Annotated in this window: 18 protein-coding genes; 2 read left to right on the forward strand and 16 right to left on the reverse strand. The window is 72.2% G+C overall.

The window, feature by feature from the left end; all coding sequences use genetic code 11:
- The 7 genes from OG598_RS15405 to OG598_RS15435 form a co-directional block, all read right to left on the reverse strand.
- Positions 1-1,638, reverse strand: coding sequence for a lipopolysaccharide biosynthesis protein (locus OG598_RS15405; RefSeq protein ID WP_328655073.1), 1,638 nt, complete (start codon positions 1,636-1,638; stop codon positions 1-3).
- Positions 1,635-2,927 (reverse strand): O-antigen ligase family protein, encoded by a 1,293-nt coding sequence (locus tag OG598_RS15410; protein ID WP_328655341.1) that lies wholly within the window; start codon positions 2,925-2,927, stop codon positions 1,635-1,637. The genes OG598_RS15405 and OG598_RS15410 overlap by 4 nt, the downstream gene beginning before the upstream one ends.
- Positions 2,928-2,995: 68 nt before the next feature.
- The gene (locus OG598_RS15415; RefSeq protein ID WP_328655074.1) at positions 2,996-4,594 is read right to left on the reverse strand and encodes a lipopolysaccharide biosynthesis protein; all 1,599 of its coding nucleotides are present in this window, start codon (positions 4,592-4,594) and stop codon (positions 2,996-2,998) included.
- Positions 4,587-5,105: an acyltransferase gene (locus tag OG598_RS15420; RefSeq protein WP_181518689.1), complete on the reverse strand. Its 519-nt coding sequence runs from the start codon at positions 5,103-5,105 to the stop codon at positions 4,587-4,589. Before OG598_RS15420 ends, OG598_RS15415 begins: the two co-directional genes overlap by 8 nt.
- Before the next feature lie 128 nt (positions 5,106-5,233).
- The gene (locus tag OG598_RS15425) at positions 5,234-7,171 is read right to left on the reverse strand and encodes a hypothetical protein (RefSeq protein ID WP_328655075.1); all 1,938 of its coding nucleotides are present in this window, start codon (positions 7,169-7,171) and stop codon (positions 5,234-5,236) included.
- Between the two features lie 222 nt (positions 7,172-7,393).
- Positions 7,394-9,100 (reverse strand): glycosyl hydrolase, encoded by a 1,707-nt coding sequence (locus OG598_RS15430; protein WP_328655076.1) that lies wholly within the window; start codon positions 9,098-9,100, stop codon positions 7,394-7,396.
- A gap of 268 nt (positions 9,101-9,368) precedes the next feature.
- Positions 9,369-10,196, reverse strand: coding sequence for a shikimate dehydrogenase (locus OG598_RS15435; protein WP_328655342.1), 828 nt, complete (start codon positions 10,194-10,196; stop codon positions 9,369-9,371).
- A gap of 272 nt (positions 10,197-10,468) precedes the next feature.
- Between OG598_RS15435 and OG598_RS15440 the strand changes: the two genes are divergently transcribed.
- Complete coding sequence (locus OG598_RS15440; RefSeq protein WP_112700037.1) at positions 10,469-10,900, forward strand: peptidoglycan-binding domain-containing protein; 432 nt, start codon at positions 10,469-10,471, stop codon at positions 10,898-10,900.
- 179 nt (positions 10,901-11,079) lie between these two features.
- Here OG598_RS15440 and OG598_RS15445 read toward each other — a convergent pair whose 3' ends face one another.
- The 9 genes from OG598_RS15445 to OG598_RS15485 form a co-directional block, all read right to left on the reverse strand.
- Positions 11,080-11,388 (reverse strand): hypothetical protein, encoded by a 309-nt coding sequence (locus OG598_RS15445; protein ID WP_328655077.1) that lies wholly within the window; start codon positions 11,386-11,388, stop codon positions 11,080-11,082.
- A 193-nt stretch (positions 11,389-11,581) separates the two neighbouring features.
- A complete protein-coding gene (mltG, locus tag OG598_RS15450) occupies positions 11,582-12,784 on the reverse strand; it encodes an endolytic transglycosylase MltG (RefSeq protein WP_328655078.1) in 1,203 nt (400 codons plus the stop codon).
- Positions 12,784-13,242 (reverse strand): Holliday junction resolvase RuvX, encoded by a 459-nt coding sequence (gene ruvX, locus OG598_RS15455; protein ID WP_328655079.1) that lies wholly within the window; start codon positions 13,240-13,242, stop codon positions 12,784-12,786. Before ruvX ends, mltG begins: the two co-directional genes overlap by 1 nt.
- A 72-nt stretch (positions 13,243-13,314) precedes the next feature.
- On the reverse strand, positions 13,315-15,993 hold the full coding sequence (gene alaS / locus OG598_RS15460) for an alanine--tRNA ligase (RefSeq protein ID WP_328655080.1): 2,679 nt from the start codon (positions 15,991-15,993) through the stop codon (positions 13,315-13,317).
- Complete coding sequence (locus OG598_RS15465) at positions 15,990-16,295, reverse strand: hypothetical protein (protein WP_091401860.1); 306 nt, start codon at positions 16,293-16,295, stop codon at positions 15,990-15,992. Before OG598_RS15465 ends, alaS begins: the two co-directional genes overlap by 4 nt.
- Positions 16,296-16,325: 30 nt before the next feature.
- Complete coding sequence (locus OG598_RS15470; protein ID WP_124823092.1) at positions 16,326-16,790, reverse strand: DUF948 domain-containing protein; 465 nt, start codon at positions 16,788-16,790, stop codon at positions 16,326-16,328.
- 149 nt (positions 16,791-16,939) lie between these two features.
- The gene (locus tag OG598_RS15475) at positions 16,940-17,635 is read right to left on the reverse strand and encodes a hypothetical protein (RefSeq protein WP_328655343.1); all 696 of its coding nucleotides are present in this window, start codon (positions 17,633-17,635) and stop codon (positions 16,940-16,942) included.
- A gap of 2,447 nt (positions 17,636-20,082) precedes the next feature.
- On the reverse strand, positions 20,083-21,621 hold the full coding sequence (locus OG598_RS15480) for a replication-associated recombination protein A (protein WP_328655081.1): 1,539 nt from the start codon (positions 21,619-21,621) through the stop codon (positions 20,083-20,085).
- Positions 21,622-21,695: 74 nt separating this feature from the next.
- The gene (locus OG598_RS15485; RefSeq protein ID WP_210784931.1) at positions 21,696-21,917 is read right to left on the reverse strand and encodes a hypothetical protein; all 222 of its coding nucleotides are present in this window, start codon (positions 21,915-21,917) and stop codon (positions 21,696-21,698) included.
- 140 nt (positions 21,918-22,057) lie between these two features.
- Here OG598_RS15485 and OG598_RS15490 point away from each other — a divergent pair, with 140 nt between their 5' ends.
- Positions 22,058-22,798, forward strand: a complete 741-nt coding sequence (locus tag OG598_RS15490) for a GNAT family N-acetyltransferase (RefSeq protein ID WP_328655082.1) — start codon at positions 22,058-22,060, stop codon at positions 22,796-22,798.
- Positions 22,799-22,811: the final 13 nt, after the last annotated feature.

Consider the following 22,811-nt stretch of genomic DNA (forward strand, 5'->3'; position numbering starts at 1 on the left):
TCACCTGCCTCTCGTCGATGCCGAGGTGGGCTCGGCGGCCGTGGCCGCGTTGTCCCCTCCACGGATCTGCCTCATGGTCCCCCGGATGCCGGCGCGCACCCGGGGCAACGTCAACATGCCGACGCAGCCGGTCAGCAGCACCGCCAACGCCACCGCCAGGCCGGGCAGGCCGCGACCGCCCACCAGCACGCCGGCCCCGGCGGCCAGGCCCACACCGGTGATCGTGGCCGCCGCGGCACGCACCATCGCGGCGTCGAACAGCGGCTCCCGCACCACCGACCGGGCGAACCCGGCGGCGGTGAGGTTCTCGGTGGCGATGCCGGCCGCCCAGGCCACCGCCGCGCCCGTCGCGCCGTAGCGGGGGATCAACCAGAGACCCAGCGAGACGGTCACCGTCAACCCGGCCACCGTGGCGACCAGGTGCAGCCCGCTGCGCCCGCCCATCAGGAGCAGGCTCTGCACGTTGCCCACTCCGGTGTTGACCAGCATCGCCAGCGCGAGCACCGTCATCGCCGGCACACCGGCGGTGAACTCCGGCCCGAACAGCTGGAGGAAGGCCAGCGCGAAGACCGCCAGCAGCAGGTACACCGGCCAGGACAGCACCAGCCCCCAGGTGGTCAACTGCCGGTGCACGGCCGCCGCCGCGGCCCGCTCGCCCCGCCCGAGCAGCCGGGACAGCTGCGGCGACACCGCCACCCGCAGCCCCTGCATGGCAAGCTGACCGGCCAGCACGTACCGGCCGACCGCGCCGAACACACCGGCGTCCGCCGGCCCGGCCAGCACCGAGGTGAGCAGCACGCCCACCCACATGCTGCCGGCGTCGATGGCCGCCGAGGCGGCCCGGGGCAGCGCGAAGCGCCAGAACGTGGACCAGTCGGCGCGGTGTGGACGCAGCGTCGCGCCACGGCCCAGACCGAGCGGGCCGGCGACGAGGGTGAGACAGGCCAGCAGCGCCAACGCCGCCGGCACCAACCAGCCGGTCATGCCGGCGAGCAGGCCACCGCCCGCCAACGCGGCCGCGCCGACCAGCACCGGGCGGGCGACCGGCAGCAGCAGGAACTGCACCCCGACGTACGCCCGGATGGGCCGCACGCAGCGCAGCGTGGCCAGCAGCAGGGTCATCGCGACCACCACCGGCACGGCGGCGAACGTGACGGTGAGCAGAGCGTCGCCGCTCGCGCCGGAGCCGCGCAGCAGCCGGGGCGCGAGGGCGTCGGCGGCCAGCACGCCCGCGCCGGCGACCAGCAGCCCGGTCAGCAGCGGCGGGATCAGCGCCACCGGGAGCACCCGGGCGGCGTCACCGCGCACGCCGGCGGTGCGGCGGGGCAGAGCCCACATCAGACCGGTCTCCGCGCCGAGCGTGCAGATCGCTGTGGCCACTGTGACGACCCCGATCGCGGCGAAGAACGCGCCCGCGCCGGCCGGGCCGTAGCCCCGGGTGATCACGACCGCCAGCACGAACCCGAACAAGCCACTGGTGGCCGCGCCGAGCAGTCCGGCCACGCCGCTACGCGCGCTGCGTCGGGTCTCGGCCGAGCCGGTGTCCTCGGCGGGCGACGGTGCGGCCTGATCCTCGACGGGAGTGGGCGTGGGCCGGCCCTCGTCGGCACCGGCCGACGGTCGGGTCGCGGCGGTCACGCGGGCACCGGCGCGGTCCGCGCGGGCGTCGGCGACGACCCGGCCAGCCGGGTCAGCCGTTCGCGTTCGGTGAGCGCCATCGCGAAGGCCACCGCGAAGAACGCGACCGCCAGGTTCTGGTTCGCCATGCCGTAGAACGGGACCTGCACGAGGCAGACCACCGGCACCACCGCCAGCCACTGCCCGGCCGCCGACGTCGCCCGCGCGCAGATCACCGCTGCGGCGACGAACCACGCCAGGAAACAGATGAGCGCGGGTACGCCGTGGCTGAACAGCACCATCCACAACTGCCCCTGGGTGCCGATCGGCGCGGCCGCCGACACGGTGTCGACGTTCACCGGAGCGCCGTAGCCCAACCAGGGCGACTCCTGCACCCGGCGGATCACCTCGGTGTAGAGCGAGAGCCGGTCGGTGTTGGTGTCGCTGGAGTCGACCCGCCTGCTGATCAGCTCGGTGATCGGAATGAACAGCGTGGCCAACCCGCCGATCACCACGACCCCGACGATGGACGCGGCCACCCGGACGTTGCCGCGCAGGCTGGCCCGCACCCCGAGCACCGCCAACCCGGCGCCGAGGCTGAGGAACATCGCCCGGTTGAGGGTGAGGAACGCCGGCGCCAGCGACAGCGGCAACGACGCCAGCAGCGCCCAGCGCAGCAGCCCCTGCCGGCGCAGCATCGCGAAGGCCACCACGCAGGGCAGGGTCATCGCGTACGCGCTGCCGTAGTTGTTCGTGTACGCGAACGGCGCGGCCGGCCGATAGATCGGGTTGAGCGAACGGGCGCTGTACTCAGCGGTGGTGAGGTGCACCATGTCCTGGATGAACGGGGTGCCGGCCACCCCTCCGGGCAGCAGCACCTCCATCGGGGTCGTCATGGCCAGCCGAGGCATCAGCACCCCGAGCCAGCCCAACGCCACCAGCCCGAACCAGAACGCGCAGAGCGGGGTGAGCACCGCCACCAGGCTGGCGCGTTCCCGGGCCGCCGCGTAGACGTAGACGCCGACCACGAGCGCCGTCAGGTAGAAGGCCAGCCGCAGGGCGAACGTGAGCAGCGAGGCGGGCGACGACAACTGGGTGGCGCTGACCACCACGATGGCGAGGAAGAGCAGCCAGATGCCGGCCGCCGGCGGCAGTGGCACGCGCCCCCGGGTGAGCAGCAACGCGAACAGCAGCGCACCCAGCAGCGGCCAGCCGAGGTAGAACGCGCCGAACAGCCACCAGAGCGGCACCAGGCCGAACATCATCGACAGCGGCCAGAGCGGCAGTTGCGGCGGCGCGGACGGCGGCACCGGCGCGGCCTCCTGCGGAGCGCCTCCGGGTGGTGGTTCGGTCGCCGGGGCGCGGGTCACCGACACGCTCAGGCCCGACCGTTTCGGGTGAGCACGAAGCCCAGCGGGGTGACCCCGGCGGCGCGCAGCCGCTCCACCAGGCGTCGCAGGTCACTCTGCCGGGTGCGGTCCCGCTCCACGACCACCACCGCGCTGCCCTGCCGGGCCACTGCCACGCCACGCTCGTCGGACTCGGCCGGCGGGGCGTTGAACAGGACCAGGCCGTGGTCGGCGCCCTGCCGCCAGGTGCCGAACCGGACACTGCCCACACCCACGACAACCTCGTCGGGGGTGACGACGCGGCTGTTCTCCGGGCGGGCGGACGACACCCTCGGCAACGTCAGTGTGGCATCGGGGTCGGTGGACGGGCGGGCACCGGGCGGGTGCGGGGAGGGCCGACGGGCGGGCGTGCCCTCCGTGGCGGCAGCGGCGGCCGGTGTGCTGCCGGCCGGCCGGGGCTTGGGCACCAGCGGCCGGGACGGGTCGATGGGCAGCCGCCCCCGGTCGGCGAGAACGGTGGCCCGCAGCCGCTCGATCCGTCCGCTGTCGTCGGCGACGAAGACCTCCCGGCCGTCCACGGCGAGCGCCACGGCGAGCCCGGCGGTGAGCACCGTGGCGTCCTCCCGGGCGGTGACCAGCGCCACCCGGGCCGGCTGCCGGACCCGCTCGGCGACCGCCATCGCCACGTACCGGACGTCGGCGTCGACCGCGCGGGGGCTACCCCGGAACCCCGGCCGGCGTACGGTGCCGAGCAGTGGAAGGCCGGAGGCCTCCCGGCCGTCGGCGACCGAGCGGACCCGCCGGTCGGTCGACTCCCAGAGGTACGCCAGCACGATGCCGATCAGCGCGCCGCCGAGCAGGCCGGCGACCAGGTAGAGCGGCCGGTGCCCGGCAGAGGTGACCAGCGCCTTCTCGGCGGTCTGGGTGACCCAGCCGGGGTTGACGTCGACAGCCGCGATCTCGGTACGGGCGGCGTTGAGCTGGGTGAGCTGGTTGTTGATCCCGGCCAGCTCGGCCACCAGCGCGTCACCGGCGGCGGTGTCCTTGGCGGTGTTCGCCCGCTTCTGCAACGCGGTCTGCTGTGCGGCGACCTTGGTGATGCTGGCGTCGTAGGAGCGCAGCATCTCGGCGCGCTGCTGCTCGTACATGGCCCGGCGCACGCTCAGGTAGGCCTCGGCGGCCATGTTGGCGCTCTGCACGGCCCGGTGCGACTCGCGCGCCTGGTAGGTGAAGCGCAGGATCTGCCCACCGGTGGGCACCTCGACCTCGAGCGCGTCACGGATGTCCCGCGGGTCGCCGCCGGCCGAGTCGGCGAGCCGCTGCACCACCTCGGTGCCGGTGGCGATGCCGCTCTCCACGTTCATGTTGACCGCGCGGTCGGCGCCCGCGCCGCTGGGGGTGAAGGCGTCGGTCACCACCGGCCGGACCGCGACAACGGCGCTCGCGGACAGCGCCGCCGGCACCAGCAGCACGTAGCCGAGCGCGGCGAGCAGACCGACCATGGCGACCGCCGCGACCAACCGCAACCGGTGCATCGGCACCCGCAGCAGGTCGGTCAGTGTCACCGAACGCGAGGCGCCGGAGGACGGGCCGTCCGTGGGCCAGGGGGTGGGCGCTGCATCAGTCATGGAACTTCTTCACCGTCTGTTGAGGATTACCGACGACCACGACGCCGGGTGGTACGTCGGTGCGGACCACCGTCGCCGCGCCGACGACGCTGTCCCGACCGACCCGCACGCCCTTCAGAACCAGGGCGTGCGCACCGACCCAGACGTTGTCCTCGAGAACGATCGGGGCACGGGTGAGCGGGCCGGGCGGTGCGTGCCGCTGTTCGGGGGGCAGGTTGTGGAAGTCGTTGTCGAGCAACTCGCAGTCCGACAGGAGGCACCGGTCCCCCACGGTGACCGACGTCCAGGTGCCGATCCAGGTGGCGTTGAGCAGACAGTCCGCGCCGACGCGCACCTCGCCGGGGCCGGCGAAGCGGACGAGTTTGTTCAGGCGGGTGCGGTCACCAATGGTCACCCGCACACCACGCCGTAACCGGATCCGGCCACGGATCTCCACGTCCCGACCGAGCGTCAACCGTCGGTAACGGAGCTGATACCAGCCGCGTTTGACCGCGAAGACCAGACGCACCACGCGTCTCGTTCGGATGCCAGCGGCGCCGAGCAACGACCCTCCCCCACCGTCGCGGGCCGGCGGCGGTGGGTACCGCCACCGGCCCAACGTGAACAATCTACCGATGCTCAGTTACGAACGGTTGACCCTTACTGTACGGAGAAGAATGTCGATGGGGTAGACCAGGACAACTCGGGCGTCGCGCTGCTGATGACAGTCGCCGTGGTGCCGTCGACCGTCGCGCTCGGCGCGGCCGTCGGGTCGAACGGCACGCTCCGCAGCGCGCCGTCGGTGGAGCCGTAGACGATCCGGCCGCCCACCCAGGCCATGCCCCGCACCGCGGACCAGGTCACGCCCGTGGTCGGCAGGGCGAACTCGGTAGCGCCCAGGTAGTTGCCGTCGATCTCGAAGTAGCGGTAGTAGAGGCTGTTCGCCCCGGTACGGGTGTAGTAGAGCCGGCCGTCGAGGAAGAAGGCACCGGTCAGCAACGCCGGGTTGTACCAGTCGTTGTAGCCGGACGCCTCCCACGGCGAGCCGATCGCGCCTCCGTTGAAGAGCGAGATGTCGATCCGACTGCCGGTGGGCGTGCCAGCCACCGTGTGCGACCAGTAGATCCGGTCGTCCACCCGCCAGGTCGCGCCGGCCGCCGTGTACGCGGGCTGGCTGACAGTGGTCGCCGTGCCCAGCGCGGTGCCGTTGAACGGCACCTTCGCCACGGTGCCCGAGGCGGTGCCGACGTAGAGGTTGCCGGTGGTGGCCGACGGCGGGTTCTTGGCGGTGAAGGTACGTCCGCCGGCGAGCGGGAACATGCCGAGCCGGCCGTGGTACTCCTCGCCCATGCCATCGGAGTTGTGCCCGAAGTAGAGGCCGTCCGAGCCGCGCCAGAGCACCGGCACCGACGAACCCCAGGTGCTGGTGCCCGACGGCATCGAGGCGCTGCCGCTACGGCGCGGGTTCCAGTTCACCGGCATGCCGGTCGCCGGAGTGACGGCGGCGATACCGAGCCGGTCGACAGCGCCCGGGCCGGCGTTGTCGCTGGCGTTCGGGTTGTTGACCCAGCGGAAGTGCCCGCCCAGGTAGATGACGTTGTCCGCCACCTCGACCGAGGTGATGGTGTCGTTACCGGTGTAGTCGACCCAGGTGGCGAGCAGGCCAGAGCCCCGCGCGGCGGTCTCGAAGCGGACCAGGGCGTCGCAGTACGCGGCCGGCCAGCCGCCGCCGCCGTTGGTGCCGACCACGAACCAGCTGCCGTCGCCACCGAACTTCACGTCCTGCACGTAGTGCACGAAGGTCGTCGGCGAGGCGCACGGCGGAACGAACTTGTCGGTGCTCCAGTCGAGCACTGTGGGAGTCCCGGAGACGTCCACCAACGCCATCTGGTTGCGCGGCAGGTCGTTGACGAGCGTGAAGTTGCCGCCGACGACAAGGGTGTCGCCGTCCGGCGCGACGTCGATGGTCCAGACGTACGACGTGGTGCCGTGCCGTCCCACAGTGGCGTCGATGCTGAAGCTCGGGTCGATCGCGCCGGTGGTCGCGTTGAGCCGGCCCAGACCGGCGTGCGCGGTGCCGTTGAGCCAGTTGAACGCGCCGGCCACGTACAACCAGTTGCCGTCCAACGCCAGGTCACGGACCGTGCCGCCGTCGGAACGCCCGACCCAGCTGTCGATGATCGCGCCGGTCGACGGGTTGAGCGCCACCAGGTTCTTCCGGGAGACGCCGTTGACGTTCTTGAAGGCGCCGCCGACGATCAGCGTGCCGCCGGGGCCGGCGAGGAGCGTGTTGACCGCGCCGTCGAGCACCGGCAGGAAGGTGGTCGACATGGTGCCGGTGGTGCGGTCGTACGCGAAGAGGTAGCGCTGCGTGATCCAGGCGGAACTGGCGGTCTGCCGGAGCTGGGTGAAACTGCCGCCGACGAAGACCGTGTTGCCCACCTGCGCGAAGGCACGGGTCTCACCGTCTCGGGCGTGCGGGGTCGTGTCGGCGGGGTTCGCCGACACCAGGGTCGCCGTGGCCGGGACCGGCACCACAGCGGCCGACGCGTTCGTGGGCACGCCCAGAGCTGCGGCGATGATCGCCAACGCGACCATCCCCGCCCGAGTACGACGTCGTCCTGCAAAACGCCACAAGTGCGAGAGTTTGGGCACGCTGCGCCTCCAGATTGGATGAGAACCCGAGGTAGCGTGCCTCGTCCAGCCTGGTTAACAAAATCCGCCGATTGGGCGGTGCATGAATCCGCAAGCCGACAGAACGCCGGAGGATCGGATGTCCGACCCCCCGACGAACGCCGTCCGGTCAGCCCATTTCGAACGTCAGCGCTTACCTCCGGTGGGTTGCCGCAGGTAGGGGTCCTGCCCGGCCTGCGTGAAGCCGGCCACCGCCGACGCGTCGTGATTCATCGTCATGTCGCAGGTCGACGTGCGGCTGGTCATGCCGGCCGAGTTGAAGTAGATCGCCGCCTTGATTTTCGGGTGCGCCTTCAGCGCCGCCGGGAACTCCTGGAACCAGCGCTGCTTCGCGCCCGGGTCGGCGGAGTTGAAGTTGGTGCCGAACTCGGCGAGCATCCGGGGCTTGCCCGCGCCGATGCCGTTGTCGTCCAGCCACCGGTAGAAGCCACCGACAGTCGTGCTCGGGCTCTTCCACACAGTGCTGCCGTTGCAGACGTGGAAGTTGTACGGGTCGTAGGCCACCCAGTCGACGTACTGGTCACCGGGGTACAGGCCGGCGTACCGGGAGTAGTGCCCGGACCAACCCATCATCGTCCAGACCCAGACCGCGTTGGTCGCGCCGGCGTTGGCGAACCGCTCGTGGACGTAGCGCCAGGCCCTGACGAAGTCGGCGTCGCTGCCCTTGTTCGGTTCGTCCTCCGGTTCGTGGTCGAAGCCGATGAAGACCGGCACGCCGGCGGCGCGGATCCGGCCCGCTACCGCGTCGATGGTGTCGTCCTGCTTGCCGCCGTAGACGTCCGACCACTTGAGGGTGGTGCCGGCGGAGAAGTCACGCGACTCCCAGGCGAAGAACATCAACCGGCCTTCGCGCATCTGCTGCGACTCGTACACGTCGGGGAAGGCGCCGTTGCTGCCCGCGTTGGAGAAGTCGTGGTAGCGGTGCACGATGTCGAACTTGCGCCCGACCTGCGTCTCCACGTCGGTGACGGCCTTGCCGTGGTCCCAGCCGCCGGACGCCCCGGCGGGCGAGTACATGCCCCACCAGGCGCCACAGGACGGGACGAGCTTGTCCGAGACGGAACCACACTTGCCGGACGGAAGGGTGCCGCTGGCGCTCGGGGTCGCCGTCCGGGTCGGGGCGATGGTCGGCGACGGCTTCGGTGCGGCGGTGGTCGGCGACGCGCTCGGCGACGGCGGCGGTGCCGGCCGGGTGGGCGTCACTGGCGACGGCCGGGACCCGAGGTCGTAGCTGATCACCAGGCTGGGTCGCAGGTCCGGGTTGCGGTTCTCGACCGACGCCCAGTAGATCCGGCTCTCCAGGCCGCTCTGCGCCAACGAGACCGTCCAGGTGCCGTTGCCGGTGACCAGCTTCGAGACGTCCCACTCGTTGACGCCCTTGGACACGCTGGTCACGCTGTCCAGTGCGGCACCGGCCGACGTCAGCGGCGGCCGCGACTCGCGGGCGCTCAGCGGCGAGGCATGCGCCGTCACCGTGGCAGCGAACTGCTGCCAGGCGTGCACCCGCAGCGTCGCCCGGATGTTGACCGCTGTGGACGGCACAGTGGTCACCGCGAACTCGATGACCGCCTCGCGGCCACCGCGCGGGTTGCCGTCGCAGCGCGTCGCGCAGGTGGCCAGCGTCGACTTGGCCGCGTTGTCACCGTCCTGCGACACCGCGGTGGCGGTGGTGTCGGCCGCCGCCCGGATCGACAGGTCGTCGCTGGCCAGCAGCGGCATCATGGTCGCCACGATGCCGGCCACCACCGAACCGCCGACCACGCCGATGGCAATCGCCTTACGCCGGGGTCCGGAGCGGAACCGGGTGATGCGGTGCAGTCCGTGCCTGGTCAAGGAAACTCCCTGTGTCTGCGTCCGTAACGGTGAGCAGCGTATCGATGACCAGGACATGTGGCAGGTAGGACAGTTTTCCGTAAGCGCGTCTTAACCGTCAGCTAAGAAACCGCCTCGGGGAAAACAGGGCCTCTGGCCGCAGACGCGACCGAAGCCCGCCACACACCTTGCCCGGGAAGCACGCGCGGAGTCAACGGGACGCGTTGGCAGCGCTTCCGGAACGTGTCGCGACTATCGGCCACCGCGGCCGAACCGTCTGATCGGTCCGTCAGGCGGCGCGAGCGGCAGTCAGCGCGGCAGCCATCGCCGCCCTCGGCGCGGTGACGCCGGTGAACTGCTCGAACTGCCCGACGGCCTGGGCCAGCAGCAGGTCCAGGCCGGAGACGATCCGGCAGCCGGCCGCGTCGGCGGCCGTCGCCAACGGTGTCGGCCACGGGTCGTAGAGCGCGTCGAAGAACACCGCGCCCGACCGCCAGGCCACCGCGCCGGCCAGCGGGTCGGCGACCCCCTTCGGCACCGTGGAGACGACCACGTCGGCGCTGGAGAGTTGCCGGGGCGCATCGGCCCATGGGGCAGGCGTCAGCGCGACGCCCAGCGCAGCGGCCACCGGACGTAGCTCGTCGACCGCCTCGGGTCGGCGGGCCACCACAGTCACCGCTGAGCACGCGAGCTGCGCGGCGGCGGCGAGCGCGGCGCGGGCCGTCCCGCCGGCGCCGAGCACCGTCACTGCGGCACCGGCGGTCACGCCGACGTCGGTGAGCACCCGCACCATGCCGGCGACGTCGGTGTTGTCCGCGTACCAGGAGCCGTCCGGACGGCGTACCAACGTGTTGGCCGCCCCGACCGCGGCGGCGACCGGCGACGCGGCGTCGGCCACGGCGAGCGCCGCCTCCTTGCCCGGCATGGTCACCGACAACCCGGCCCACTCCGGGCCCAGGCCGGCCACCAGATCCGGCAGCTCCGCCGCCGCGCACTCGATCCTGGTGTACGACCACCCGGTCAGCCCGGCGGCGACGTAACCCGCAGTGTGGATCACCGGGGAAAGGGAGTGCGCGATCGGCTTGCCCAGCACCGCGGCCCTACGGGTCGACACGATCACCGCCGGTCGCGGCCGGCGGCCCGGTCACTGTCGACATCACTTCCCCGCTCTCCCGCGCACGTCGGGATCGACAGTACCCAGCACCCCGGCCCGGGCACCAGGGAACCGGCTCCCCGGCCACCTCGGGCGACCGGGTCATTCGCTTGACCCCCATCGACGTTGGTGAAAGCATTCCGGTGACGGAAGCGCCGATCGAAAAAGGGGAAACCTTGAACAAAAGCATTCTCCGTGCCCTTATCGCGATTGCCGCGGTTTTCAGTCTTTCGCTGATGACCGCAGCTCCCGCGCGGGCGGACGCCGCAGCCAACAGCTGGTCCGACAACCACCAGCTGTGCCAGTCCAGCTCCTGCGTCCGTAGCGGCAACATCGTGCGGCTCTGGCAGGCCATCGTCTGGGCCGACGACCTGAGCGGCACCGTCGGCACCAGCTTCATCGACGGGGAGTACGGCTCCAACACCGCCGCCAAGACCAGGACCTGGCAGGACGTGATGAACGTCGGCATCGACGGGTCGGTCGGGCCGCAGACCTGGGGTGAGGCGTACGGCGCGGTCAACCGCAACACCGGCTTCGACACGAGCACCCAGACCGGCTACTTCTACTACGGCTACAACCGCACGTTCGGCCTGCGCAAGCAGAACAGCAACGGCGTGTGGACGTTCCTCAACCCGCGCACCGGCACCTGGACCGGCACGAGTCACTGACAATGACGCAGTAATTGCGCGGCAAGGCTGATACGTAGAGGCTCCCTTCCCACAGCGGCCATAAATGCGGTCGCAATGGGAAGGGAGCCTCGTGTTTGTTGCTGCCGGCTACTCCATTAGCTGACGCCGGCTAACGAGCCCGGGGTCATCGACCGGCTCCAGCCAGCTCTTCGCCGAGATCAGGGAAGAGTGGCTACGGAGGAGCAGTTGCCGATGCCGGTGCGGCAGATCCGGTAGGAGTAACCCGACCGCGCGTACGCCGCCCAGCCCTCCGCTGAGGTACAGATTGAGTTGCCCTTCCAGGACCAGGTGCTGCCGCCCGGGACGCGCTCCTGCCAACGAGCGCAGTGGCCGTCGGTCAGGGGATCCCGCGCGAAGAGGTCCCAGTCACCATTCTTGACGTACACAGCCCGCCCAGCGGCGCCGGTAGTGCTCTTGCTGACCACCGCGGCCTGGGCTGGCACCGCCGCGAATGCAAGCACGACCATAGCCGTCGAGGCGACTGCTCCGGCTCTCGCTGTCCATCTCTTCGTAGACACGACCACTCCCCGTTCTCATGGCTGTCGATTAGGACAACAGCAGTCTAGGAGGAGAGGACAACGTTTGATCAATGCGTTATCGCCAACCAACCCGGCGTGACAGTGGGTCACGACGTTCGACAAGCCAACCCGGCCGGCACGGTCAGATGATGCCGGCCTCCCGGGCCTTGTTCTCGTTGCGCTTCTGCTGCTCGTAGGTCTCGGCGAACTCCGAGTGGCCTTCCCTGTCGATGGCCACGAAGTAGAGCCACTTGCCCGGCGGCGGGTCCATCGCGCCTTCCAGGGCCTGCTTGCCCGGGTTGTTGATCGGGGTGGGGATCATGCCGCGCAGCTTGCGGTTGTACGGGTTCTTCTGGTCGTTCAGCTCGGCCTCGGTCATCTGCTTGGACGACTTGGTCGGCTTGCCGATCGACTCCAGGTAGTAGTTGACGGTGACGTCCATCTCCAGGCAGCTGCACGGGAACTCGCCGTACGCCCGGTTGTAGGCCACCCGCGCGACCTTGCCGAGGTCGTCCTTGTTGCCCGCCTCGGCCTGGGCCAGTGAGGCCACGATCAGTGCCTCGTACGGGCTGACGCCGCCCCGCTCCTCCTGCACCCGGTCGGCGAACTTCATCTCCCCCGTCACCGACAGGAAGCGGTTCACCATCAGCTTGAGGACGCTCTCGGCGGTGGACTTCGGCGGGATCTCGTAGGTGTCCGGGAAGAGGAAGCCCTCGACGGACTTGACGCTCTTCTTGCCGTCACCGCGCTTGAACCACCAGTCCGGGACGCCGAGCCCCTCCGGGTCCTTCGCGGCGGCCTGGAAGTCCTTGACCGGGATCTTGGTCTTCTCGGAGAGCAGCTTGTAGATGTTGAAGCTCGTGCGGCCCTCGGGGATGGTCAGCCCGTTGACGATCTTGTTCTTCAGGTCGAGCATCGCGGTCACGGCGCTCGCGCCGCTCATCTGCTTGCGCAGCTTGTACGTGCCCGGCTGGATGTTCTTGCTGCGCGAGTTGGCCTCGGCCGCCTCGATGAACGCCTTCTGGCTCTTCACCACGTCGGCCGCGACGAGGGCGTCGGCCATGTCGGCGAGCAGCGCGCCGCCCTTGATCTCGACGGTGATCTCACCGGTCCCGCTGCCGTCGTAGTCGGGGGTGACGAAGTAGTTCTGGATGCGGTCGAAGCCGTAGAACGCGCCGCCGCCGATGCCGCCCAACAGGAGCAGGGCCATCAGCAGAGCCAGGAATGTCTTGCCCCGGCCACCGCCGCCGCCGGACCCGCCCTTGCTCTTGCGGAAGCTGCGCCGATGCCGACCCTTCTCCCCCCGCTCCGGCTCGTCGAACCCAAGATCCAGATCGTCGATCATTACGTCCGCCTCCGCTGCGCGTCCAGCCAGCTCTGCAGGATCTCCACCGCGGCCGCCTGATCGACAACCGCACGTTGACGTTTACCTCGGACGCCACGCTCGGCAAGCCTACGAGAAGCGACCACGGTCGACATCCTCTCGTCAGTGAGCGTTACCGGGACAGGCGCTATCACATCGACCAGTCGGTCAGCGTACGCCTTCACATGGACGGCCGCAGGACCATGCTTGCCGGCGAGATTGACCGGAAGGCCGACGACAACCCCGACGGCCTCGTGCTCGGCGACCAACGCGGCCAGCTCGGCGAGGTCGCTCGGCACCGTGTCCGGCGCCGCCGCGAGATCGCGGGCCAGCGTGACCAGCGGCGTTGCCAAGATCCCGTCCGGATCCGAGCGGGAGACGCCCACCCGCACCTGACCGACGTCCACGCCGATCCGCACACCACGCGTCAGCTCAGCCACCGACGGTCACCACCGGCCGGGTACGAACCAGGGCGGACCAATCGGCCCGCCCTGACTCACAGTGATGATCTATCACGCCTCAGTGATCGCCTTCTCGACGGTGAGCAGCAGGTTCGGCGCCTCGGCCGCCGGCAGACCGCCGCCCTGGGCCAGGTCGGGGCTGCCACCTCCGCGCCCGGAGAACGCCGCCTTCACCAGATCCGACGCGGCCAGGCCCCGACTGCGCGCCGCCGCGTTGACCGCCACCACCAGGGACGCCTTGCCGTTCGACCGCGCCGCCACCGCCACGACCGCCGGCCGCGCCGGGTCGATCTTGCCGCGGATCTCCTGGGCCAGGGTGCGCACGTCGTTGCCGGCCGCGCCCTCCGGCGCCTCGGTGCCCACGTACGCGACCCCGCGCACGTCCTTGGCCTGCGCCGCGAGCGCCGCCGCGCCACCCAGCACCAACTGGGCGCGCAGCTTCTCCAGCTCCTTCTCGGCGTCCCGAAGCTGGGTGACGGTCTGCTCCACCCGGTCGGCGACCTGATCGTTTGGCACCCGGTACATCTCCGCCAGCCGGGAGACCAACAGGTGCTCCTTGGCCAGGAAGCCGAAGGCGTCCATGCCGACCAGCGCCTCGACCCGGCGGACACCGGAGCCGATCGACGACTCGGAGAGGATCTTCACGAGGCCGAGCTGGGCCGAACGGGCCACGTGCGTGCCACCGCACAGCTCCCGGGCGTAGTCACCCACCTCGACGACCCGCACCTCCTCGCCGTACTTCTCGCCGAAGAGCGCCATCGCGCCGATGCGCCGCGCCTCCTCCAACGAGGTGATGAAGGCGTGCACCTCCAGGTCGGCCAGGAGCACCTCGTTGACCTGCTGCTCCACGTCGCGCAGGACGCTCGGCGACACCCCGGTCGGGGTGTTGAAGTCGAACCGCAGCCGACCGGGGGCGTTCAGCGACCCGGCCTGCGTGGCCGACTCACCGAGGAAGTTGCGCATCGTCTGGTGCACCAGGTGCGTGGCGGTGTGCGACCGGGAGATCGCCCGACGCCGCGTCGTGTCGATCTCGGCGAAGCCGGCCTCACCGGCGCGTACCTCGCCCCGGATCACCCGGGCGCGGTGCACGATCAGACCGGGCACCGGCTGCTGCACGTCGAGCACCTCGACCTGGCCGCCACCGACCGTGATCATGCCCTGGTCGGGCTGCTGCCCACCGCCCTCGGCGTAGAACGGGGTGGTGTCCAGCACCAGCTCGATGGTGTCGCCCTCGGTCGCCGCCTGACGCGGGCCGTCGGCGCCGAGCAGCGCCCGCACCGTCGACTCACGCGACACCTCGCTGTACCCGGTGAACGTCACCGGACCACCCGCGTCGAGCACCGACCGGTACGCCGACAGGTCGACGTGCCCCGTCTTGCGGGCCTGAGCGTCCGCCTTCGCCCGGGTCCGCTGGTCGGCCATCAGCCGCCGGAACCCCTCGTCGTCGACAGCGAGGCCCTGCTCCGCGGCGATCTCCAGGGTCAGGTCGATCGGGAAGCCGTAGGTGTCGTGCAACTGGAACGCCTTCGCCCCGGACAGCGCGGAGCCGCCCGCCGTGCGGGTCTCCGCGATCGCGGTGTCCAGGATCGTGGTGCCGGCCCGCAGGGTGGACAGGAACGCCTCCTCCTCCGCGTACGCGTAATCCGCGATCCGGTCGAAGTCGGTCGCCAGCTCCGGGTACGACGGCGCCATGCAGTCCCGGGCCACCGGCAGCAGCTCGGGCAGCGCCCGGTCCTGCCAGCCCAGCAGCCGGATCGACCGGATCGCCCGGCGCATGATCCGGCGCAGCACGTACCCGCGACCCTCGTTGGACGGGGTCACGCCGTCGCCGATCAGCATCAACGCGGTACGCACGTGGTCGGCGATCACCCGCAGCCGGACGTCGTCCGGGTGCGACTCGCTGGCCACATGCCCGGAGTGCGCGCCGTACCGCTTACCGGTCAGCTCGGCCGCCCGGGCCAGGATCGGCCGGACCTCGTCGATCTCGTACAGGTTGTCGACACCCTGCAGGATCGAGGCCATCCGCTCCAGGCCCATGCCGGTGTCGATGTTCTTCGCCGGCAGGTCGCCCAGGATCGGGTAGTCGTCCTTGGTGGTGCCCGGACCCCGCTCGAACTGCATGAAGACGAGGTTCCAGAACTCCATGTAGCGGTCCTCGTCGACCGCCGGGCCGCCCTCGCGGCCGTACTCCGGGCCCCGGTCGTAGAACAGCTCGGAGCACGGACCGCACGGCCCGGGAATGCCCATCGACCAGAAGTTGTCCGCCTTGCCGCGGCGCACGATCCGCTCGGCGGGCACCCCCACCGACCGCCAGATCTCGTACGCCTCGTCGTCGTCGAGGTACACCGTCGGCCAGACGCGCTCCGGGTCCAGCCCGTACCCGCCGTCGGCCTGCGACTTGGTGACCAGGTCCCAGGCGAGCGGGATCGCGCCGGCCTTGAAGTAGTCCCCGAAGGAGAAGTTGCCGTTCATCTGGAAGAACGTGCCGTGCCGGCTGGTCTTACCGACCTCGTCGATGTCCGGGGTGCGGATGCACTTCTGCACGCTGACCGCCCGCTGGTACGGGGGCGCCTGCTGACCCAGGAAGTACGGGACGAACTGCACCATGCCGGCGTTGACGAACAGCAGGTTCGGGTCGCTGATGGCGGGCAGCGGAGCGGACGGCACCACGGTGTGGCCATTCGCCTCGAAGTGCGCGAGGTACCGCCGCTTGATCTCCGCCGTCTTCATCGCTGGTGTTCCTCCGGAAAGATTTCTCGATCGCCGATTCGCGGGTCTTCCCGCAGGTCGGCGAACTTGTCGTCGAACGCCTCGCCCTGGGCGAACGCGTGGTGGATCTCCTGCTCGCGTTCGGCCATCCCGACCCGGACGTCCTCCACGAAACTACGCAGCGACTCGACGAGCCCGCCAGCGGATTCCGTCAGCGAGCTGGCGATGCCCGCCGGCGTGTACGCCTGCGCGGTCCGGGTCGCCTTGCGGACCACGATCACACCGACGGCCACCCCGATGCCGAGCCAGAACAAGCGCCTCATGTCCCGCTACCTCCTGGTGCGCCGGGTCGGTCAGCTGTTGCCGCGTCGCGCGGCCCGTCGCTGCTGCTTGATGGTGTCGCGTACCTCGCGCTCGGTCTCGGCGTGCCGGCGGCCGGCGGCGGCCTTACGCACGCCGTAGCCGAACGCGGCCACCTTGACCAGGGGGTTGGCGGCCGCGGCGGAGACGACGGTGGCCAGGTTGGCGACGTTGGCGGTGACGTTCTGCGCGTGGCTGGTCATGGTGTCGACCTTCGCCAGCTGGAGGTTCACACCGTCGAGCGAGATCTGCACCTGCTCCAGCGCGGTGTTGACGTTCTTCACTGTGGTGTTCACGTCACCGAGCAGCGGCGCGGTCCGATCGTTCAGGTCGTTGATCATGCGGGTGGTGGCGTCAACCGTGTGCCGCAGCCGCAGGATGGGCAGCGTCAGGATGAGCACCAGCACCGCGAACGCGGATGCCGCGATCAGCGCCGCGATCGCTCCAATGTCGCCCACGCCTGTCCTCCTCAAGCAGAGTTCCGCAGGACCCGACGTCCCCGGAACGCACAACCATGCCACCCGTACCGGCCGCCGAGCCGTCGGCGGTCACCGGTAGCGGGCGTGCCCGCCAGCCCCAGACCCTACCGTCCGTGATGGAGACCGGCTCAGGACGGTGAGGGTGTCTCCTCACCCAGCGGATCCGCACTGACCGTCGGGAACGGATCCTCACCGGTCAGTGACGGGTCGGTCGTCGGCTGTGGCCTGGTCCGCTCGTCGTCGATCGCGTTGCGCACCTTCACCGACACCAACGAGCCGGTGCACTCGGTCGCAGCGGCCGACGGGTCGCCGGACGGCACGACCGCCGGCTCGCCGTCCACCGGCGGCGGCACACAGGTCGGCTCGCGCACCCACAGGTCGAGGGTCAACTCGTCGCGACGCCAGCAGGTGTAGCTGCCCTTCGTCTGCTGCTCCGGGCAGCGGCTCACCTTCCACGGCTGCCACCCGTCGCGGCGCAGCGCGTCCTCGTAGACCTGCGCCGTCTCCTTGGGCGCCTTCTCCGAGGTCACTGTGCGCTCTCGCAGCCGGCAGTCGAGCAGGCACCAGCGGCTGCCGCTGACGTCGTCGACAGTCTTCGCGGCCGCCCAGGCGGGCACACCGAGCTGGTCCAGGTTGTCGAAGACCGGGTCACGGCTCAGCGTCCGGATGCCGAAGAAGAGCGGCACCGCGCCGAGCAGCACGACGCTGACCAGTGCCAACACCGCCGCGCGCAGGCGACGTCGTTCACGGGTCTGCCGGCGTTCCTCGGAACGGGCGCCCGGTGCGGCGTCGTCGTCCGGCGCGTCCTGACCGGCCGAGCGCAGCGCCGGCCCGTCGGCGGGCTCCGGTTCCGGCCGGTCCACCGGGCCGGACACGGCGGGCACCGCGGCGGCGGCGCGGGCCACGCCGACCGGCTCGCCGGGGCGTCCGGGCGGCGGCACGGGGGCGACACCGCTCGGCTCGGCACGGCCGGGCTCCCGATTCGGAGGCAGGGCACGTCCGGCGGCACGGTCGGCCGGGGCGGGTCGCCCGGTCGGCGCAGCACCACGGGCCGGCCCGGGCTCACCGGTCGTCCGGTCGTCGGTTGGCGGCTGCCCGCCGGGTGGGCGGACGGCGGCACGAGCCGGACCGTCCGGACGGGAACGTGGCGGACCATCCGCACCCGGCGGCACCGCCGCGCGAGCCGGACCGTCCGGACGGGTCGTGTCCCGGGGTGCCGCCTCGCCACCCGGGCCGGGACGCAGTGGGCCGTCAGCGCCACGACGCCCGGTGCCGGGTGCCGGCGCGTCGCCGGGGATGGGGCGGGCCCGGCCGGGTGGGACGGAGCGGGCGGCGCCCCGAGCAGCGGGACCGACGCCGGGTCGACCACCGGCGTAGGGGTCGTCGCCGTGGTCGTTAGCGGGCCCCGGTCGACCGGGGACAGCCGTACCGTCGGGGCCGGGCTCGGCCGGTCCGCGCCGTCGTCGGCCGGTCGGATCCGCTGCGGGCGGTGCGTCCGGGCCGGGCCCCGCCACGGCACGGCCGCGCTGGCCGGTGACGTCCGGAGTGGGTACGGCCGCAGCGCCTCGCCCACGGGCGGGCCGTTCACCGGGCGGCGGGGGGTAGGTCAGGGCCTGCTCTCCGGTGGATCCCGACGCGTCGGGCCGGACGGCGCGCCGACCGGTCGGTGCGTCCGCGCCAGGGTCGACCGGCGGGCCGGCGGGCCGGCGGGCGGCGGGCCGTTCCGCGGCCGGGTCGGGCACGGCGATCCGACCGGACGCCTGGTCGGTGAGGTCTCCCGCTCCGGTGGGCGGCGCCGGACGGCGACCCCCGGCCGGCGGACTGCCGTCTCGGCGGTTGACCACGGGCAGGCCGGGGTCGGTGTGTGGCAGGCGGCCGGCCTGGCGGAGCCAGTCCGCGGGCCGCTCCGGGCGGTCCGGCCGGTCCGGGCGGGATTCGCCGCCGGGCGGCGTTCGGCGTTCCGGTTCGTCGGAGACGACCCGGCGGCGACCGGTGCCGTCGGCGGGGCCGGTGGTGGGTAGGGCGCCGCTGTGCGCGCCGGTCGCCTCGGGCACCGACGACGCGTTGCCCGAGCGGGGCACCGGTGGCGCGTTACCCGAGCGGGGCACCACCGGCTCGTCGGGTTCCGCGGCGCGGCGACGCCCGCCGGCTGTCGGACGGGGACCCTCGGACGCGCGCCCGGCGGGCTCGGGCGCACCCGGGTCGGCCGGGCCCGGACGACGCCGGGCGGTACGCGGGTCACGGTCGATGGCGGGGTCGGGCCGCAGGCCGTCCGCGGCCGGCGGCACGACGCCAGCGGGAGCGCCGTCGAATCGGGCCGGCCCGGGGGCGGCGGGTGCTCCGGCGACCCGCGCCGGGTCGGGTGCCGAACCGGCGGCGCGGCGACCGGCGGGCGTGCCGTCGGCGGGCGGCCGGGCACGGCCGGGTTGGACAGGTTGCTCCGGGCCGGGTCGGCGGACCGGCGGGCCAGCATCCGGACGGCGCAGCGGCGGCATGGCGTCGGGATGACCGCCGGGTGCGGCGGGGTCCTGGTGACGGCCCGGCGGAACGGCGGCGTCCGGACGACGGGCCGGCGAAGCGGGTGCGTCCGGGCGACGACCAGCCGGGGGGCCTGAGGTCGGTGGGCCCACGGGTGGGCCGGGAGGGGCGGCCGCACCGCGCGCACGGGCGGGGCCGCCGGGCGCGTCGGGTGCCGGACGAGGCCCCTGCGCGCCGGCCGGGTCACCCCCGCTCGGGCGAGCGGTGGGTGGCGACTGTGGTACGGCGGCGCGGGCGCCGGGCACCGGCTGCACGCCGCGGCGCGGCGGCTGCCCGGGTGCGGGGCCGGCGGCGGGTGGCCGGTTGTCCGGGCGACGACCCGCTGGCGGCGTCTCCCCGGGCCAGGGCCCGTCGACCGGTCGACGGGCGGGGGCGGCACCGCCCGGTTCACTCTGGCGCGGGGCCGGCGGTGCCGAGGACTCCGGCGCACTGCCGCGCGCACCGGCCGGCTCGCCCGGCGTACGAGGGGCCGGTTGTGCCGGCGGCCCGGCCGGGTCTGCCGGCGGCATGCCCCCACGGGGCCGGTTCGGTTCGGCCGGTGCGCCGTCCGGGCCCAGCTCGGTGCGTTGCTGCTTGGCCGAGCGCAGGTCGTCGATCCAGCCGAACTCCTCGCCGGCGACCGGCTCCTCCGGCTCGGGCTCAGCCGGCCGGCCGCGACCCCAACGGCGGGTCTTGGCGCGGGGATCGCGCCCCTCGTCCGGGCCCTCGTCCGGGCGGTCCCCACCACGCGATCTCACTGTTGACCCTCTCCTGCGGCGTCGGTGCCGCTGTCCTGCATCGTGCCGGGGGCACCCGTGCCCGTCGTCGGACGGTCGACCCCCGGGGATAGCGCTGGCGCGGTCTGCGCCGTTACGGACGGCTCGGCTGTCGGCGTCTGCGGGCGCGCGGCCGGAGCCGGCAGACCACGCACGATCCGGCGCAGCACCGGCAACCGGCTGGCCACCGACCGCTCCGCGCCGTGCGGGCTGGGCTGGTAGTAGTCGGTGCCCACCAGGTCGTCCGGGACGTACTGCTGGGTGACCACGCCGCGCTGGTCGTCGTGCGGGTAGCGGTAGCCGGTCCCGTGGCCCAACCCTCGGGCGCCGGCGTAGTGCGCGTCGCGCAGCCCTCGCGGCACCGGGCCACCGCGACCGGCCCGGACGTCGGCGATGGCGGCGCCGATCGCGGTGGTGGCCGAGTTCGACTTGGGCGCGGTGGCCAGGTGGATCACCGCCTGGGCGAGGTTGAGCTGCGCTTCGGGCAACCCGACGTACTCGACAGCGTGCGCAGCGGCGGTCGCCACGCTCAGCGCCCCGGGATCGGCCATGCCGACGTCCTCGCTGGCGAAGATGACCAGACGACGGGCGATGAACCGGGCGTCCTCACCGGCGACAAGCATGCGGGCCAGCCAGTGCACCGCCGCGTCCACGTCCGAGCCGCGCATGCTCTTGATGAAGGCGCTGACCACGTCGTAGTGCGCGTCGCCGTCGCGGTCGTAGCGCACCGCCGCCACGTCGACGGCCTGCTCGGCGGTGGCGAGGTCGATGCGCCCGCCGCCGAGGGCCGTGGCGGAGGCCGCCGCCGCCTCCAGGGCGGTGAGTGCCTTACGGACGTCACCGGCGGCCAGCCGGACCAGGTGGTCCTCAGCCTCGCTGGTCAGGGCCAGTGCGCCGTCCAGGCCACGCTTGTCGGCGACCGCGCGGCGCAGCAGGCCCCGCACCGCCTCGTCGTCAAGCGGTTGCAGGGTGAGCAGCACGCATCGCGACAGCAACGGGGAGATGATCGAGAAGTACGGGTTCTCGGTGGTCGCCGCCAGCAGGGTGACAGTGCGGTCCTCGACGGCGGCGAGCAGCGAATCCTGTTGGGTCTTGCTGAACCGGTGCACCTCGTCGATGAAGAGCACTGTCTGCGGGCCGCCGGAACGACGCTGACGGCGCGCCGCCTCGATCACCGCCCGGACGTCCTTCACGCCGGCGGAGAGCGCCGACATGGCGACGAAGCGGCGGTCGGTGGCCCCGGCCACCAGGTGCGCGATGGTGGTCTTGCCGCTACCCGGCGGACCCCAGAGGATCACCGACATCGGAGCCCCGCCGGAGACCAGTTGCCGCAGGGGTGCGCCGGGGGCGAGGAGGTGTTCCTGCCCGACCAGCTCGTCGAGGGTCACCGGGCGCATCCGGACGGGCAGGGGCGAATCGTCGGCCACCGCGGTGAAGCCGTCGACACCGGCGGGACCGTCGGGCGCGCTGCGCGACCCGGCGGGTTCACCGAGGGAGAAGAGGGCGTCGGACTCCATCACGAAGACAGTACCGGGCCGGGCCCACGACGCCGGAATCGCGCCGCGGGCCCGCCACCGGTGATCGGTTCCGGTCAGCCACGCCCGGGGCGACGGCCCCGGTACCAACGGCCGCCGCCACCGCCGCCGCCGCCGCGCGGGCCGCTGCCCACGCCGGCCAGGTAGAGCGAGAGGAGAAGCAACCCGATGAGTACGAGGGTGTTCCAGTTGAACAGGTCGGGTGCTCCGAAGTCGGTGCCGAGCAGGTCGAGCAGCAGGGCAAAGCCAAAAACGATGGCCGCGAGAATGGCGAGCATGTCGGTCCTCCGGTGGGGGTTCCCAGTAGGTCGGCGCGTGATGTACCCAATCGGTCGACTCGCCAATCTCCACGGTGGAGATGGCTACGCCGCGAGGGCCCGGCGGAGGCAATCGACACTCGGCTCCTAGGCTGGACCGCATGATCATCGACGACCGGGTGCTCCAGGACCGGAGCGCCATCCTGGCCGCCGTCGGCCATCACCCGTTCGCCCGTCACGCGCTCGGGCGGGCCGTGCCGGCGCGCGCGTACCGGCGCGACGGCGCCGTGGTGTGGTTGGTGCCGCCGGAGTACGGCCCGGCCGGCTGCGCGATCGGCCCGGCCGAACCGGCGCTGGAAATCTGTGTCGCGCTCGCCGCCGACGGAATGCTCCAGCCCGGACAGCGACTGCACCTGCCTCGACACGATCGCGCACTGCTGGCCAGCCGGTTGGCGGTGGCCGAGCACAGCGACTGGGACTTCCACTGGACCGACATGGTGCCGCCGACACAGTCGGACGAGCAGCCGGTGGTACGCCTCACCGACGCCGACCAGCCGGCGCTGGCGGCGCTTGTCGAGGAGTCGTTCCCCAGCAGCACCTCCCGACCGGGCGACCCACGGGTGGTCGACTGGTACGGCATCCGGGCCGGCGACCGGTTGGTGGCGTGCGGCGCGGACCGCAGCCAGGGTGACATCGGCTTCCTAGCCGGCCTGACCGTCGCCCCCGACCAACGAGGTCGAGGGCTGGGCGCCTCCCTGACCGCGGGGATGACCCGGGCGCTGCTGGCGCGCCACGACACTGTTGGGCTCGGCGTCTACACGCACAATGTCGGCGCGGGGCGGCTCTACCGTCGGCTCGGCTACACCAACACCCTCCCGCTCAGCTCGATCCGCCTCGCCTGACGCGGGAAGGGGC

This window comes from Micromonospora sp. NBC_00330, from assembly GCF_036136635.1.
Classification (GTDB): Bacteria; Actinomycetota; Actinomycetes; order Mycobacteriales; family Micromonosporaceae; genus Micromonospora; species Micromonospora salmantinae.

Excerpts from the sequence above, each read along its gene's own strand:
- OG598_RS15415 (WP_328655074.1), bottom strand. The coding sequence starts at position 4,594 with ATGACTGATGCAGCGCCCACCCCCTGGCCCACGGACGGCCCGTCCTCC.
- OG598_RS15425 (WP_328655075.1), bottom strand. The coding sequence starts at position 7,171 with ATGGTCGCGTTGGCGATCATCGCCGCAGCTCTGGGCGTGCCCACGAAC.
- OG598_RS15440 (WP_112700037.1), top strand. The coding sequence starts at position 10,469 with ATGACCGCAGCTCCCGCGCGGGCGGACGCCGCAGCCAACAGCTGGTCC.
- OG598_RS15445 (WP_328655077.1), bottom strand. The coding sequence starts at position 11,388 with ATGGTCGTGCTTGCATTCGCGGCGGTGCCAGCCCAGGCCGCGGTGGTC.
- mltG (WP_328655078.1), bottom strand. The coding sequence starts at position 12,784 with ATGATCGACGATCTGGATCTTGGGTTCGACGAGCCGGAGCGGGGGGAG.
- alaS (WP_328655080.1), bottom strand. The coding sequence starts at position 15,993 with ATGAAGACGGCGGAGATCAAGCGGCGGTACCTCGCGCACTTCGAGGCG.
- OG598_RS15465 (WP_091401860.1), bottom strand. The coding sequence starts at position 16,295 with ATGAGGCGCTTGTTCTGGCTCGGCATCGGGGTGGCCGTCGGTGTGATC.
- OG598_RS15480 (WP_328655081.1), bottom strand. The coding sequence starts at position 21,621 with ATGGAGTCCGACGCCCTCTTCTCCCTCGGTGAACCCGCCGGGTCGCGC.
- OG598_RS15485 (WP_210784931.1), bottom strand. The coding sequence starts at position 21,917 with ATGCTCGCCATTCTCGCGGCCATCGTTTTTGGCTTTGCCCTGCTGCTC.
- OG598_RS15490 (WP_328655082.1), top strand. The coding sequence starts at position 22,058 with ATGATCATCGACGACCGGGTGCTCCAGGACCGGAGCGCCATCCTGGCC.